Source organism: Streptomyces sp. NPDC004610, assembly GCF_040609715.1.
GTDB lineage: Bacteria > Actinomycetota > Actinomycetes > Streptomycetales > Streptomycetaceae > Streptomyces.
Window position 1 is genome coordinate 415,560 of the sequence record NZ_JBEXLA010000001.1, and the last position, 13,386, is coordinate 428,945.

The window sequence follows — 13,386 nt, forward strand, 5'->3', positions numbered from 1 at the left end:
TAAACACCCCAGGCCGAGGAGCCATCCCCGCCAGCGCGGATCAACCGGGGCGGATCACCCCCGGCAGCGCGGATCCCCCCAGGCCGGGCGGATCCCCCCGGGTCAGAGAGGCGCCCCGCCAGGGCGGATCACCCTCCCGGCAGGGCGGGGCGGGGCACCCCGGCCAGGTCGGGGCGGGGCGGGGCGGGGGAGAGTCGGGGCGGGGGGCGCCCCAGCCGGTACGGAGTCCCCGGCCGCGTGGCCCCCCTCACCCCCCGTAAGCCGCCCGCAGGGCATCCCGTGCTGCGGACAGTGCCTCCGCCTCCGGCACGCCCAGGCGGTGCGCCCGCTGTGCGTATGTCTGCGCGGCCGACGCCAACTCCCGTTCCGCCGCCGAGCCCGCCGCCGCGACGAACGTGCCGTTGCGCCCCCGGGTCTCGATCACCCCGTCCGTCTCCAGCGCCCGGTACGCCTTCGCCACGGTGTTCGCCGCGAGGCCCAGCGTCTCGGCGAGCCCCCGCACCGTCGGCAGCCGGTACCCGACCGGCAGTACCCCCGACCGGGCCTGCGCGGAGATCTGCGCCCGCACCTGCTCGTACGGCGGCGCGCTGTCATCGATCCGGATCTTCAAGGTCACGGTCCGATTCTCCCCCACCCCCCGCCCGCCCGCCGCGACCGCCCCGACCCCCGGAAATTGGGAGGCGCCCGGTACCCGGCCCCCGTAGCGTGCGCCCACATGACCGTGCTCGTGCGTGACATCCGTCCCGGGGTCCGGGCCGACACCGAGGGCTTCTGCATGGCCCGCCGGCTCGCCCTGCCCCACCTGCTGGCCACCCCGGAGTCGGTGGTCCACGACCTCACCCATCAGCGCCCCGGCGCCCACTACCGGTTGCTGGTGGCGGAGGTGGACGGCGAGATCGTCGGCACCGCCGAGACCGGTCTCTCCCTGGACAGCCCCGAGCCCGGCCATGGCTACCTCAATGTGTATGTCCGCCCCGACCGCACCCGCCAGGGCGCCGGTTCGCTGCTGCTGCGCACCGCCGAGGAGCATCTGGCGAGCGCGGGCGCCGCCAAGGCGTTCGTCTGGGTCCTGGACCGCCCCGAGCACCGCGCCTTCGCCGCCCGCCACGGCTACACCCCCAGCCGCTCCGGGCACTTCCTGCGGCTGGACCTGACGGACGGCGCCCTCCCCCCGCTCCCGCCGCTGCCGCCCGGCGTGACCCTGCGCACCGGCGCCGACTACGCCGACGACCCCCGCCCGCTGTTCGCCCTGGACGCCGAGGTCACCTCGGACGAGCCCGGCGACATCACCGCCGAACTCACCGACTACCCGGCCTGGCTCGCCGAGACCTGGCAGCACCCCCTCCTGAACCACACCCTCACCACGGTCGTCCTGGTCGACGGCGAACCCGCCGCGTTCAGCGCCGCCTACACCGACGGCACCGGACGCTACGGCTCCGCCATGACCGGCACCGCCCGCGCCCACCGCGGCCGGGGCCTGGCCCGGCTCGCCAAGACCGACTCGCTGCTCCGGGCCCGCGCGGCGGGCTGCACCGAGGCGATCACCGGCAACGACTCGGGCAATGAGCCGATGCTCGCGATCAACAAGGCGTTCGGCTACACCATCTGCGCGACGGAGGTCCGCCATGTCCGCACCCTCGGCTGACCCGGCCGCCCCCACGGGCGTGGACGTCGTCCTGGTCAAGGCGGGCCGCATCAAGATCCGCTACCCCGCCGCAGTGCTGGCGGACGACGGCGTACGGATCACCGTCCGCGCCCCCTGGGCGGGCGACACGGCACGGGACTTCGGGTTCGTCCGGTTCGAGCCCGGCGATGTCTTCACCGAGTACTACTGGCGCGACCGCTGGTACGCGGTGAAGGAGGTCCGGGACGCGGACGGCGTCCCCAAGGGCTGGTACTGCGACATCACCCGCCCGGCCGTGCTCAGCGGCGGTGAGCTGACCGTGGAGGATCTCGACCTGGACCTGTGGCGCTCGGCGGACGGCACGGACGTACGGCGGCTGGACGAGGACGAGTTCGCGGAGAGCGGCCTCACGGACCGGGACCCGGAGGCAGCGGCGGCGGCCATGGCGGCGCTGGAGGAGTTGGAAGGGCTGGCGAAGGGGGACGGGTTCGGGTTCGGGAGGCTGCTGGCGTAGAGGTACAGGTTCGGGTTCGGGTTCGGGTTCGGAACACCGCTGGCGTAGGGGCACGCGTTCATTCGGGGGCGCCGCCGACGCAGGGCCTGACACCAGGCACCCCAGCGACCCCTCCCCCTCCCCCGCTCACACCACCGCCACCACCGCATACCGCTCGTCGGTCACCTCCCGCCCCCACAGTGCCGGTTCGCCGGACAGGGACTCGGTGTGCAGTTCGGCCGCGGCCGGGACGAGGAGTCCGGTCAGCCGACCGGCGGGGATCCCCACCGGGGCGACCGCGCCCCACACCCCCTCGATCAGCACCAGTCGGCCGCCGGGGCGCAGCAGCCCACGCCAGCGGCTCAGGGCGCGGGCGGGATCGGGCAGCGCCCACAGGACATGCCGGACGAGGACGACGTCGTAGCGCTCCTCGCCGACCGGGGGTGTCTCCGCGTCGCCGACGAGCACGGCCGCGTCCCGCCCCGCGAGCTTGGCTCTGGCCCGCTCGACCATGGCCGGGGAGCGGTCGACCCCGGTGACCCGGTGGCCCTGCTCGGCGGCGAGCAGCGCCAGACTGCCCGTGCCGCAGCCGAGGTCGAGCAGATCGCTGGGGCGCGGCGGCAGCCAGCCGCGCAGCCGGCCCGCCCAGGCGGCCCGCACCTCCGGGTCGCGCAGCCCGTGGTCCGGCTCGGCGTCGAACCCGGCCGCCTCCGCGTCCCAATCCACGTCGCCGGCACCGGCGGGGACCGTGATGTCGCTGTCGTTCGTCATGCACCCAGAGTGACACCCGGCACTGACAATCGACCGTGATCACCCGCCGTTCCGGGAATCCGCCGCCGCGCCCCATGTGACCTGATGTGATCCGATGTGACCCGAAGGACATTTCAATCGTGATGTCCGCCACTGACAGATCGGCACGGATGAGGAACTCTCCCCCAAAGGGTCTACCTCCGTGCCGCCACGGAACCCGGGTAGGCACTGAAGGAGGCAGCCATGCGCCGCGTGACCGTGCAGAAGCCCCTGAAGAAGACCGACGCCAGACGGCTCCGCGAGAAGAGCGAGGAGCGTCCCGCGGACCGGCGTGAGGTGCGCGAGGACATCGCCCGCACCTGGTGGCCGGACAGCTGACCGGCGTCCCCCTCGGCCCGGACCGGACCGGCCCGGACCGGACCGCTCAGTCCAGCGGCTTGCGGTAGTGGATCCGGTCGTAGGGCCCGTCCGTCCGGCGCTCCACGATCTCGTATCCGAACCGCGGGTAGATCTCCTGGTTCTCCCACATCAGGGCGTTGGTGTAGAGCCGTACCTCGGGCAGGCCCAGCGCGCGGGCCCGCGCGTCGACGAACTCCAGCAGCCGCCGTCCCGCACCCCGGCCGTGCGCGTCGGGGTGCACGGCGATGCTGTCGAGGAAGAGATGGTCGGCGCGCGCCCGCAGGACCACGAGTCCGGTCACCGGCACACCGGTCACGAACACCCGTCCCGCCGCCACTTCGGCCGCGTGGTCCGCCTCCATGGGCTGCGGCACCACCCCGATCCGGGCGATGTACCGCCGGTAGGCGGCATCGGTCACCGCCTTCACCGCGGCGATGTCCTCCTGGGTGGCGGCCCGGATCCCTGTGTCGTCCATGGCTCGAAACGTACCTACCTGAGCCCAGCCTGAGCACCTCCTTAAAGCGAGCATAAGGATCTCCTCAGCACGCTCTCAGCAGCCGATCCGGCGGCTTCTTGGGGCTAGCTTCGGATCGCCCCCACGGGATCACGATCACGGATCACCGATCACGGATCACCGATCGCAGATGGCCGTCACGCATCACCGATCGCCATCACAGATCACCGAACCACCGATCACCGATCACCGATCACAGCTCACGGATCGCCGATCACGGATCACGGATCACCCAGGGATCCCGCGAATGACCGCTACGAGGAGTGCCCCCATGTCCGTTCGCCGCAAGGCCGCCGCTGTCGCGGCCGTCGGTATCGCCCCGCTCGCTCTGACCGCCCTGTCCACCGCCCCCGCCGCCGCGCACGGCTCGATGGGCAACCCGGTCAGCCGGGTCTCGCAGTGTCTCGCGGAGGGGGCCGAGAACCCCCAGTCCGCGGCCTGCAAGGCGGCGGTCGCGGCCGGTGGCACCCAGGCGCTCTACGACTGGAACGGCATCCGCATCGGCAACGCCGACGGCCGCCACCAGCAGCTGATCCCGGACGGCAAGCTGTGCAGCGCCAACGACCCCACCTTCAAGGGGATGGACCTGGCCCGCGCCGACTGGCCCGCGACCAGCGTCCAGGCCGGTTCGTTCACCTTCAAGTTCCGGGTGACGGCCCCGCACCAGGGCGCCATGAAGGTGTATCTGACCAAGCCCGGCTTCGACCCGTCCAAGGCGCTCGCCTGGGGCGATCTGGATCTGGCCAACCCGGTCGCGTCGACCGCCACCACCCGCAGCTCGGACGGCGGCTTCTACAACTTCACCGGCACCCTGCCCGAGCGGTCCGGCAAGCACATCCTGTACGCGGTGTGGCAGCGCTCGGACAGCACCGAGGCGTTCTACTCCTGCTCGGACGTCACCTTCGGCGGCGCGAGCGGCGGCACCACCGGGACGTCCGGCGGCGGCAGCACCCCGGCGCCCACCGCCTCGGCGCCCTCCCAGGAGCAGATCGACGCCGGTACCGACAAGTCGACGGTCGAGAACAGCGGGCACGGCGACCACGACCCGAACACCACGACCGACCCGACCCCCGAGGCCGGTTCCGGGTCCGACGCGGGCAACGACCCGAAGGCAGCGGGCGCCCCGGCCCAGCCGGTGGCGGACGGCACCGACGAGGGCGCCAACCTCGCCGAGACCGGCGGTGACAGCACCACCCCGATGATCGCGGTCGGCGGGGCGGCGGCCCTCGCGCTGGGCTCGGCGGCGCTGTTCGCCTCGGTGCGGCGCCGGGCGCGCAACAGCGCCTGATCCGGACACCCCGCGCTCCGGGGCCCGGCCTGCGGCTCAGGCCGGCCGGGCCCCGGACGCACCGCACACCCCGGCGCGTCGGTCTCAACTGAACGCCGACGCGCAGGTGGTGGGTCTGGCCCGCCCGGGATCGAGGGCGTTGGCCACCTCGTGGAAGGCGATCCGGTCGAACAGCCCGATCGCCAGATGCTCGGACAGATCGACCGGGCACAGATCCTGGAGCAGCACGTTCTTCACCCCGGGACCGTCCAGGAAGGCGCTGCGGTACGGGGTGACGACCTGGTCGTACCGGGTGGCGATGACGGTGTAATCCACCCCGGGCACGGTGTCGCCCCCGGCGTTGAGCCTGGTCAGGAAGGGCGAGCCGGCGATCTGGTCGGCGAGCGCCGGGGTGGCGCTGCTGAGCAGGTCCTCGGCGCCGGGGAAGTACGGCAGCAGTTTCGTCAGCCCGGACAGGGTGGTGCCGTGGTTGTCGGGGGCGATGCCGACGAGGGCGTTCACCTCGGCCGCCCCGCCGAGGAACTTGAGGTAGTACCGGGGCATCATGCCGCCCTGCGAGTGCCCCACGACATCGACCTCCCGGGCGCCGGTCGCGGCGAGCACCTTGTCGACGAACGCGTCGAGCTGCTCCGCCGACCTGTCGATCGGGCCGAGCCCGTGGAAGAACGGCACGCCGGGCAGTTGGCCGTAGTCGAGCGAGAAGACGCAGTAGCCGCGCCTGGTCAGATAGGGCGCGAGGCCGAGCCAGTTGTCGACCGCGTTGCCGAAGGTGCCGTGCACCAGGACGACGGGGCGCGGATGCGCGGCGGACGGTGTGCAGGAGTAGTCGTTCCAGCCCGCGCTCGGTGCGGCGGCCTGTGCGGTGGCGGTGGGGACGATGGCCAGCGCGCCGGTCAGCAGCAGCGCCGCCAGCGGTCTGAGCACTCTTCTCCAGGGCAGCATCGGGTGATCTCCTTGCGGCTCAAGGGAGTTGCGATGGCCTTACGCCCTGTGATCCGGATCACGAGGATGCTGTTCACCCGTCAAGTTACGGACCGGTAGTTCAAGGGGGAAGTTACGGTCGAGTAAAACCTCCCGAACACCGGTCAGGGCGACGCCCTTCTTCTCAGGGGCGCTGGGGGTACCCCCTCCGAGGGTGGGGGTACCCCCTCTGGGGGAGAACTGCGCGACCAGCCCCCACCCACCCGCACCCAAAAAGACCGCCCCACACCCCCCTACGCCGCCAAGCTCCCCGCCACCACCGCCCTCTCCCCGAACCTCGCCCGCGCCCGATCCGCGACCGCCTCGATCCGCCGCACCTTCTCGTCCACCGGATCAAAGGTCAGCTGCTGAGCCCCCCGCTCCCGGGCGGCCAGCCCCTCCGCGCGCACCGCCACCCCCCGCACCCGCGCCCGCTGCAACCCCAGCGCCTCGTACATCCGGTACACCTCCCGGACCAGCGCGGCGGAGTGCGCGGTCGGTTCGCGCAGGGTGCGGGTCCGGACGGTCGCGGACCGGTCCGCGTACCGCACGGTGAGGGTGAGCCCCCGGCAGATCTTCTCCAGCGCCCGCAGCCGGCCGCCCACTTCCCCGGCGGCCGAGAGCAGCGCCCGCCGATGCCGGTCGGGGTCCAGCTCGTCCCGGTCGAAGGCGCGCTCGGCGACCAGGGAGGCGGAGACGGCGTTCGGCACCACCCGCCCGCGATCGACCCCGTTCGCCTTCTCGTGCAGCACGCGTCCGGCCTTCGCGCCGATCAGCCGCTGGAGGGTGGACAGCGGCGCGGCGGCGACCGCGCCGAGGGTGTCGAGGCCGTATCCGCACAGGGTGCGGGCGGTCGCGGCGCCCACCCCGGGGAGCGCGCCGACGGGCTGCCCGGCGAGGAACTCCGCGATCCCGTCCGGGTCCCCGGGCACCGCGCGGGTCACCCCCGGCCGGGCCGTCCGCAGCGCGAGCCGGGCGAGCAGGGGGCCGGGCCCGGCGCCGATCACGCAGTCGACGCCGTACCGGGCCAGGGCGCGGACCCGGATCACCGACGCCAATTGCACCGCGTCCCGCCCGAAGTACCGCTCGGCGCCGCGCAGATCGGCCAGCGCCCCGTCGGGCGGCAGCGCCTCGACGACCGGGGTGAACTCCTCCAGCAGGGCGAGCAGCCCCGGAAGGGCACCCTCGGGCGCGGCCACCGCGTCGCCGTCCCTCGGCAGCTGAAAACGTACGCACAGAACGGTCATCCCGCACTCCCCGGACTCTGGTGCCACAACTTCCTCAGCTGTGCGGGGTCCTGCCCCGCCGGACGCAGATCGGCCCATGGATGCAGCTCGTACCCGGTGGGCAGCCGGATCCGGCGCCCCTGAGTGAGATCCCCTTCTCCCTCCCCCGGCTCCGGTTCCGCCAGCCGCGCCGCCACCCGGTCGAGGCCGCCCTCCGCGCGCAGCTCGATCAGCTCGGCGAGGTTCCACGCGGCGGAGCCGACCACGCTGAGGCTGCGCGGGCCGCGCCGCTGCACCACTCCGCGCACCAGCAGCAGCCAGGAGTGGAAGACGGTGTGGGCGCAGGCGTCGTGCGAGTCGTCGAAGAAGGCGAGGTCGACCAGGCCGGTGCCGTCGTCCAGGGTGGAGAAGATGACCCGTTTGCCGGACCGGATCGGCGGGGTCTGGGTGGCCGCCTTGGCGCCCGCGACCAGCACGCTCTCCCCGTGCCGGGCGTCCCGCAGCCGCTTGGCCGACACCACCCCCAGCTCGCGCAGGAACTCCTGGTGGTCGTCCATCAGATGGCGCGAGGTGTCCATGGACAGCACCCCCAGCTCGGCGCTGAGCCGCTCGGCCGGGGAGAGGTCGGGCAGCCCGGCGGAGGCGGTCCGGCGTCCCCCGGACAGGGGAAGCTGTCCGCCGCCCGCGCCGCGCGCGCCCCGGTGCAGCTCGGTCAGATGCAGTTGCAGATCACGCCGGTTGGCGCCGAACGCGTCCAGCGCGCCGACCTGGGCGAGCCGCTGGGCCAGCGGCCGGCTGGGCCGCGCCCGTTCCCAGAAGTCCAGCAGGGAGGCGTACGGCTGTCCGTCCGCGATCCGCGCGGCCTCGGCCTCGCTGATGCCGTGCACATCGCGGAGCGCGAGCCGCAGCCCCCATTCCTTCCCCTCCCCGATCCTTGAATCAGACACCAGTTCGATCTGATGAGCGACCCCCGACCGGTTCACATCAAGCCCCAGCACCCGCACCCCCCTGCGCCGCGCGTCCGCCAGCAGCAGCCGCTTGGGGTACATCCCGGGGTCATGGGCGAGCAGCCCGGCGTAGAAGGCCGCCGGGTGATGGGCCTTCAGCCAGGCCGACTGGTACGTCGGTACGGCGAAGGCGACCGCGTGCGCCTTGCAGAAGCCGTACGACCCGAACGCCGCCACGATCTCCCAGGTGCGCTGAATCGTTTCTGCGTCATAGCCCCGGGCCGCCGCGTGCTGGGCGAACCACACCCGGATCCGTCCCTGCGACTCCGGGTCGGACAGCCCGCGCCGCACCCGGTCCGCCTCGTCGAGCCCGCAGCCGGTCATGATGTGGACGATATGGATGATCTGCTCATGGAAGACGACGACCCCGTACGTCTCCTTCAGCGGCCCCTCCAGATCCGGGTGCGGGTAGCGCACCGGTGCCCGGCCGTGCCGGGCCTCGATGAACGGCCGCACCATGTCCGCGGCGACCGGTCCTGGCCGGAAGAGTGAGATGTCCACGACCAGATCGCCGAAGTCGGCCGGCTGGAGCCGCCCCACCAGATCCCGCTGCCCCGGCGACTCGATCTGGAAGCACCCCAGCGTCTCGGCCGACCGGATCAGCGCGTACGTCGCCGGATCGCCGTCCCGGACCGCGTCCAGGTCGATCCGCTCTCCCGTCGCCCGTGCCACCTCGGCGACCGCGTGGGCCATCGCCGACTGCATCCGCACCCCGAGCACATCGAGTTTGAGCAGCCCGAGGTCGTCCACGTCGTCCTTGTCGAACTGGGCCATCGGAAAGCCCTCGCCGCTGGTCGGCATCACCGGGGTGCGCGAGCGCAGCCCGGCGTCGGAGAGCAGGACCCCGCAAGGGTGCATGGCGATCCCGCGCGGCAGGGCGTCGAGCGCCTCGACCAGATCCCAGAACCGGCCGTAGCGCCGTTCCTCACGGCGTACCTCCGCCGCCAGTTCGCGCAGTTCGGGCAGTTCCGCCAGGGCGGCGCGGGCGTCCCGGGCGCGGATGTGCGGGAAGGACTTGGCGATGCGGTCGATGTCGGCGGGGTCCATGGACAGGGCGGCGCCGACGTCCCGGACCGCGTGCCGTACCCGGTAGGTCTCCGGCATCGCGACCGTCGCGACCCGCTCGGCGCCGAACCGGTCGATGATCCTCCGGTAGACGTCGAGGCGGCGCGCGGACTCCACGTCGATGTCGATGTCCGGCAGCACCTGGCGGCGCTTGGACAGGAACCGCTCCATCAGCAGCCCGTGCTCGACGGGGTCGGCGTGCGCGATGCCGAGCAGATGGTTGACCAGGGAACCGGCGCCGGAGCCGCGGGCGGCGACCCGGACCCCCATCGCCCGTACGTCGTCGACGACCTGGGCCACCGTCAGGAAGTAGGTGGCGAAGCCGTGGTGGTCGATGATGTCCAGTTCGTCGTGCATCCGCTCCCAGTAGGCGCGGCGGTCGGTGTAGCCGCGGCGCACCATGCCCGCCGCCGCCCGGGAGGCGAGCACCCGCCGGGCGTCGCGCCGCCCCGCGCCGACCAGGCCCGGTTCGGGGAAGTGCACACTGTTCATGCCGAGGTCGTCCTCGGGGTCGACCAGGCACTCGGCGGCGGTGGCCCGGGTCTGCTCCAGCAGCCGGTGGGCGGTGTCACGCCGGAACCCGGCCGCCTCCACGATCCGTTCGGCGGCCCGCAGCATGGCGTCGGCGCCCTTGAGCCAGGCCTCACCGGAGTCCAGTTCCTTGGTGGGGTCGACGGGGACGAGGCGGCGGGCCGCGTCCAGCACATCGGCGACCGGGCCCATGCCTCGGTCCGCGTACCGTACGGCGTTGCTGAGCACGGGGCGGACGCGCTGTTCGGCGGCGAAGCCGACGGTGCGGGCGGCGAGCCGGAGGGAGCCGGGGCCGGTGCCCTCGCGGCCGTGCCAGACGGCCTCCAGGCGCAGGGCGTCGCCGTAGACCTCGCGCCAGGGGGCGAGGAGCCGGGCCGCGCGGTCCGGGCGGCCGGCGGCGAGGGCGCGGCCGATGTCCGAGTCGGGGCCGAGCAGCACGGTGAGGCCGTCGGCGTGGTTGCCGGGCCAGGGCAGCAGCGGGGTGTCGGGGTGCTGGTGGGCGGTGGTGATCAGCCGGCACAGATCCGCCCAGCCGGCCGCGCCGTCCCGGGCGAGAAAGGTGACACGCGGGGTCGACTCATCGATGAAGGCACCGCCGCGGACCGGGGTACGGCGCCGGGGGCGACCGAGGGGGTCGGCTCCTTCGGCCATCGCCGGATCGGAACGCCCCGCCGCCGCCGAGCCGGAACGCCCCGCCGCCGAGCCGGAACGCCCCGCCGCCGGGCCGGAACGCTCTGCCGCCGAGCCGGGTCGCCCCACCCCCGAACCCGACCGCCCCGCACCCGAATCCGATCGGCCCCCCGCACCCGCACTCGCCCCCGCCCCCGCCCCCGGTCGCCGCGCCGCCGGATCAGGGGCTTCCACCGCCAGATCGGCGCCGAACAGGGGCCGTACCCCTTCCTTCGCGCACGCCTTGGCGAACCGCACGGCCCCGGCGACGGTGTCGCGGTCGGTGAGCGCGAGGGCGTCCATGCCCCGTTCGGCGGCGCGCTCGGCCAGCCGCTCCGGGTGCGAGGCGCCGTGGCGCAGGGAGAACCCGGAGACGGTGTGCAGATGCGTGAAGCCCGGCACCCGCACCTCCCGCACTGGTGGGCCGGCTCCGCTTCGAGCCCGCCCTGTCGAACATCAGTTCCCACAACTTCCATCGCCCACCATACCCCCATCCCCGCTCATCTTCGAACGCTAGTACGACATCCGTTCGGCCGCCTCCCACCTGCGCAAACGCCCCCGGCCCCGGACCGTGAGGACATGACACAGGGCATGCCACCGACCGCCGGACCCCCGCCCCGGCACGGGTTCCTCGCCGAGGTGAGGGACGCCGTCACCCCCCGGGCCACCCTGCTGGTGATCGGCGTGGTCGCGCTCCAGCTGCTGTTCATCGCCTCCTATGTGGGCGCGCTGCACGACCCGAAACCCCGGGACGTGCCCTTCGGGGTGGTCGCCCCCGCCGCCGCGGCCGGACCGGCGGTGACCCGGCTGGCGGAACTGCCCGGCTCCCCGCTGGACCCGCGCCCGGTGCCCGACGAGGCGACCGCCCGCGACCAGATCCTGAACCGGACGATCGACGGCGCCCTGATCACGGACCCGGCCCGCGCCACCGACACCCTCCTGGTCGCCTCCGGTGGCGGCACCGCCCTCGCCACCACCCTGGAACGCCTGGTCGGCGCGGTGGACGAGACCCGGGGGCGCGCGGTGCGGACCGTCGACGTGGCCCCGGCCTCACCGCAGGACTTCAATGGACTGTCGTCCTTCTATCTGGTGGTCGGCTGGTGTGTCGGCGGCTATCTGTGCGCCTCGATCCTGGCGATCAGCACCGGGGCCCGGCCCGCCGATCCGCGCCGCGCGGTGATCCGGCTGGGGGCGATGGCGCTGGTGGCGATCGTCGGCGGGCTGGGCGGCGCGATCGTCGTCGGGCCGGTCCTGGACGCCCTGCCCGGCCCGGTGGCGGCGCTGTGGGGGCTCGGCGCGCTGATCACCTTCGCGGTCGGCGCGGCCACCCTCGCCCTCCAGGGGATCTTCGGGATCGTCGGGATCGGGCTGGCGATCCTGCTGGTGGTGATCGCGGGCAACCCCAGCGCGGGCGGCGCCTTCCCCTACCCGATGCTGCCCCCGTTCTGGCAGGCCATCGGCCCCGCGCTGCCGCCGGGCGCGGGCACCTGGGCGGCCCGCTCGATCGCCTACTTCCACGGCAACGCCCTCACCTCCGCCCTGCTGGTGCTCTCCGCCTGGGCCCTGGGCGGCATCCTGCTGACCCTGCTGGCAGCGGGGCTGCACCGCAGACAGCGACTGACGGAGGCGGCGACGGCACGGCCGGGCTGAGGGCGTCCACCGCGTTGGTACCCCGGCTTCAGCACCACCCCCACGAACCTCGCCCCGCCTCACCCCACTCCCACTCCCACCTCCACCCACCGCGCCCCGATCTCCCCCAGCCGCTCCCCCGCGTAGACGGGGTCGATCAGGGTCTCCGGGGTGTAGAGCCCCGGCGCCGCCGGCCCGTCCCCGCGCAGTCCGAGCAGCCGCTCGACGCCGAGGGCCAGACCGAGCGCGGTCAGCGGGCGCTGCCCCTCGGGATGGACCAGGGCGCGGGTGACCCGCCGGGGTGCGCCGTCCGTCCCCGTCCCGCGCAGGTCGATCCGCATCTCGACGGAGGGACCGGCCCCCCGGCGGCTCCCCTCGGACTCCCCGACCGCGAAGGCGAAACGGACATCCCGCGCACCGGTGGCCAGGGCGAGGCTCGGCACATCGAGGACCGGCGTACTGCGGCCGATGAGCACCCGGCCGTCGAGGGTGGGCACCTCCACATCCGCCTCCGGGCCGTCGACCCAGATGAACCGGCCGTCCCGGCGCTCCAGCCCCGCCGAGGTCACCGTGGACCAGCGCTCCAGATCCGCGACGCCCGCGGGCCCGCCGGTGTCCGACCCGTCCAGCACCGCGGCGATCCGGACGGCGTCCACCCGCCCGAACTCCCGGGCCAGGTCCAGCACCGCGAGCGACAGCACCCCCGCGCACCACTGGCTGGCCAGCAGCAGCGGCACCGGCCGCTGGAGCCCCGCCACCACCTCCACCCCGATGTCCGGCAGCGAACTGGAGAGACTGACGTACGGCACCCCGAGCCGCCGCGCGTACTCCAGCCCGTTCAGCCGGTCGTCCCAGAGCGTGGCCACCACCGCCCCGTACTCCGGCCCGGCCGGCAGGCCCAGATCGTCCCGCCCCAGATCGACGGTCACGGCCGTCGCCGCGCCGAGTTCCCCGACCACCCGCCGGGCCCGGCCGAGGTCCCGCCCGGCGACGGTCAGCGGCAGCTCCGGATACCAGTGCCGCAGCAGCCGCGCGGTCCCCGAGCCCGCCTGCCCCGAACCACCCAGGATCAGTACCGGTCGCCCATGCCTCATGCCCTGTCCCTCATTCCCGACTCGCCCTGCCGATCCACAAGCTACAAACCGTAGCCTACATTTTGTAACCTACGATATGTAACCTAAACTCGGCAACCAGGCACCGCACCACAGAGACCACAGAGACCACAGAGACC

General features: G+C 73.6%; 12 protein-coding genes. 5 read left to right on the plus strand and 7 right to left on the minus strand.

Features of this window, described 5'->3' with window-relative positions; translation table 11 throughout:
- Window positions 1-247 precede the first annotated feature (247 nt).
- Window positions 248-616, minus strand: coding sequence for a GntR family transcriptional regulator (locus tag ABZX40_RS01810; protein WP_355748265.1), 369 nt, complete (start codon window positions 614-616; stop codon window positions 248-250).
- Between the two features lie 99 nt (window positions 617-715).
- Between ABZX40_RS01810 and ABZX40_RS01815 the strand changes: the two genes are divergently transcribed.
- Both ABZX40_RS01815 and ABZX40_RS01820 read left to right on the plus strand, forming a co-directional pair.
- Entirely contained in the window at window positions 716-1,645 is a 930-nt protein-coding gene (locus tag ABZX40_RS01815) for a GNAT family N-acetyltransferase (RefSeq protein WP_355748268.1), read from the plus strand.
- Complete coding sequence (locus ABZX40_RS01820; protein ID WP_355748271.1) at window positions 1,626-2,138, plus strand: DUF402 domain-containing protein; 513 nt, start codon at window positions 1,626-1,628, stop codon at window positions 2,136-2,138. The genes ABZX40_RS01815 and ABZX40_RS01820 overlap by 20 nt, the downstream gene beginning before the upstream one ends.
- A 126-nt stretch (window positions 2,139-2,264) precedes the next feature.
- On the opposite strand, the gene ABZX40_RS01825 is transcribed toward ABZX40_RS01820, so the two are convergent.
- Window positions 2,265-2,888 carry a class I SAM-dependent methyltransferase gene (locus ABZX40_RS01825; RefSeq protein ID WP_355748274.1) on the minus strand — a complete coding sequence of 208 codons (624 nt, stop codon included), beginning with the start codon at window positions 2,886-2,888 and terminating at the stop codon, window positions 2,265-2,267.
- Between the two features lie 222 nt (window positions 2,889-3,110).
- Here ABZX40_RS01825 and ABZX40_RS01830 point away from each other — a divergent pair, with 222 nt between their 5' ends.
- Complete coding sequence (locus ABZX40_RS01830) at window positions 3,111-3,245, plus strand: hypothetical protein (protein ID WP_355748277.1); 135 nt, start codon at window positions 3,111-3,113, stop codon at window positions 3,243-3,245.
- A gap of 46 nt (window positions 3,246-3,291) precedes the next feature.
- Here ABZX40_RS01830 and ABZX40_RS01835 read toward each other — a convergent pair whose 3' ends face one another.
- Window positions 3,292-3,741: a GNAT family N-acetyltransferase gene (locus tag ABZX40_RS01835; RefSeq protein WP_355748280.1), complete on the minus strand. Its 450-nt coding sequence runs from the start codon at window positions 3,739-3,741 to the stop codon at window positions 3,292-3,294.
- A gap of 310 nt (window positions 3,742-4,051) precedes the next feature.
- Here ABZX40_RS01835 and ABZX40_RS01840 point away from each other — a divergent pair, with 310 nt between their 5' ends.
- Entirely contained in the window at window positions 4,052-5,068 is a 1,017-nt protein-coding gene (locus tag ABZX40_RS01840; protein WP_355748283.1) for a lytic polysaccharide monooxygenase, read from the plus strand.
- Between the two features lie 84 nt (window positions 5,069-5,152).
- Here the strand turns inward: ABZX40_RS01840 and ABZX40_RS01845 are convergent, their stop codons facing one another.
- The 3 genes from ABZX40_RS01845 to dnaE form a co-directional block, all read right to left on the minus strand.
- Window positions 5,153-6,010 (minus strand): alpha/beta fold hydrolase, encoded by an 858-nt coding sequence (locus ABZX40_RS01845; protein ID WP_355748284.1) that lies wholly within the window; start codon window positions 6,008-6,010, stop codon window positions 5,153-5,155.
- Between the two features lie 272 nt (window positions 6,011-6,282).
- Window positions 6,283-7,275: a hypothetical protein gene (locus tag ABZX40_RS01850; protein ID WP_355748287.1), complete on the minus strand. Its 993-nt coding sequence runs from the start codon at window positions 7,273-7,275 to the stop codon at window positions 6,283-6,285.
- Entirely contained in the window at window positions 7,272-10,928 is a 3,657-nt protein-coding gene (gene dnaE / locus ABZX40_RS01855) for a DNA polymerase III subunit alpha (RefSeq protein ID WP_355748290.1), read from the minus strand. Before dnaE ends, ABZX40_RS01850 begins: the two co-directional genes overlap by 4 nt.
- Before the next feature lie 177 nt (window positions 10,929-11,105).
- On the opposite strand from dnaE, the gene ABZX40_RS01860 reads away from it, so the two are divergent.
- A complete protein-coding gene (locus tag ABZX40_RS01860; protein ID WP_355748293.1) occupies window positions 11,106-12,176 on the plus strand; it encodes a DUF3533 domain-containing protein in 1,071 nt (356 codons plus the stop codon).
- 59 nt (window positions 12,177-12,235) lie between these two features.
- Here the strand turns inward: ABZX40_RS01860 and ABZX40_RS01865 are convergent, their stop codons facing one another.
- Window positions 12,236-13,249, minus strand: coding sequence for a saccharopine dehydrogenase (locus ABZX40_RS01865; protein WP_355748295.1), 1,014 nt, complete (start codon window positions 13,247-13,249; stop codon window positions 12,236-12,238).
- Window positions 13,250-13,386 lie beyond the last annotated feature (137 nt).

Excerpts from the sequence above, each read along its gene's own strand:
- ABZX40_RS01850 (WP_355748287.1), bottom strand. The coding sequence starts at position 7,275 with ATGACCGTTCTGTGCGTACGTTTTCAGCTGCCGAGGGACGGCGACGCG.
- ABZX40_RS01840 (WP_355748283.1), top strand. The coding sequence starts at position 4,052 with ATGTCCGTTCGCCGCAAGGCCGCCGCTGTCGCGGCCGTCGGTATCGCC.
- ABZX40_RS01845 (WP_355748284.1), bottom strand. The coding sequence starts at position 6,010 with ATGCTGCCCTGGAGAAGAGTGCTCAGACCGCTGGCGGCGCTGCTGCTG.
- ABZX40_RS01835 (WP_355748280.1), bottom strand. The coding sequence starts at position 3,741 with ATGGACGACACAGGGATCCGGGCCGCCACCCAGGAGGACATCGCCGCG.
- ABZX40_RS01865 (WP_355748295.1), bottom strand. The coding sequence starts at position 13,249 with ATGAGGCATGGGCGACCGGTACTGATCCTGGGTGGTTCGGGGCAGGCG.
- ABZX40_RS01860 (WP_355748293.1), top strand. The coding sequence starts at position 11,106 with ATGACACAGGGCATGCCACCGACCGCCGGACCCCCGCCCCGGCACGGG.
- ABZX40_RS01825 (WP_355748274.1), bottom strand. The coding sequence starts at position 2,888 with ATGACGAACGACAGCGACATCACGGTCCCCGCCGGTGCCGGCGACGTG.
- ABZX40_RS01820 (WP_355748271.1), top strand. The coding sequence starts at position 1,626 with ATGTCCGCACCCTCGGCTGACCCGGCCGCCCCCACGGGCGTGGACGTC.
- ABZX40_RS01830 (WP_355748277.1), top strand. The coding sequence starts at position 3,111 with ATGCGCCGCGTGACCGTGCAGAAGCCCCTGAAGAAGACCGACGCCAGA.
- ABZX40_RS01815 (WP_355748268.1), top strand. The coding sequence starts at position 716 with ATGACCGTGCTCGTGCGTGACATCCGTCCCGGGGTCCGGGCCGACACC.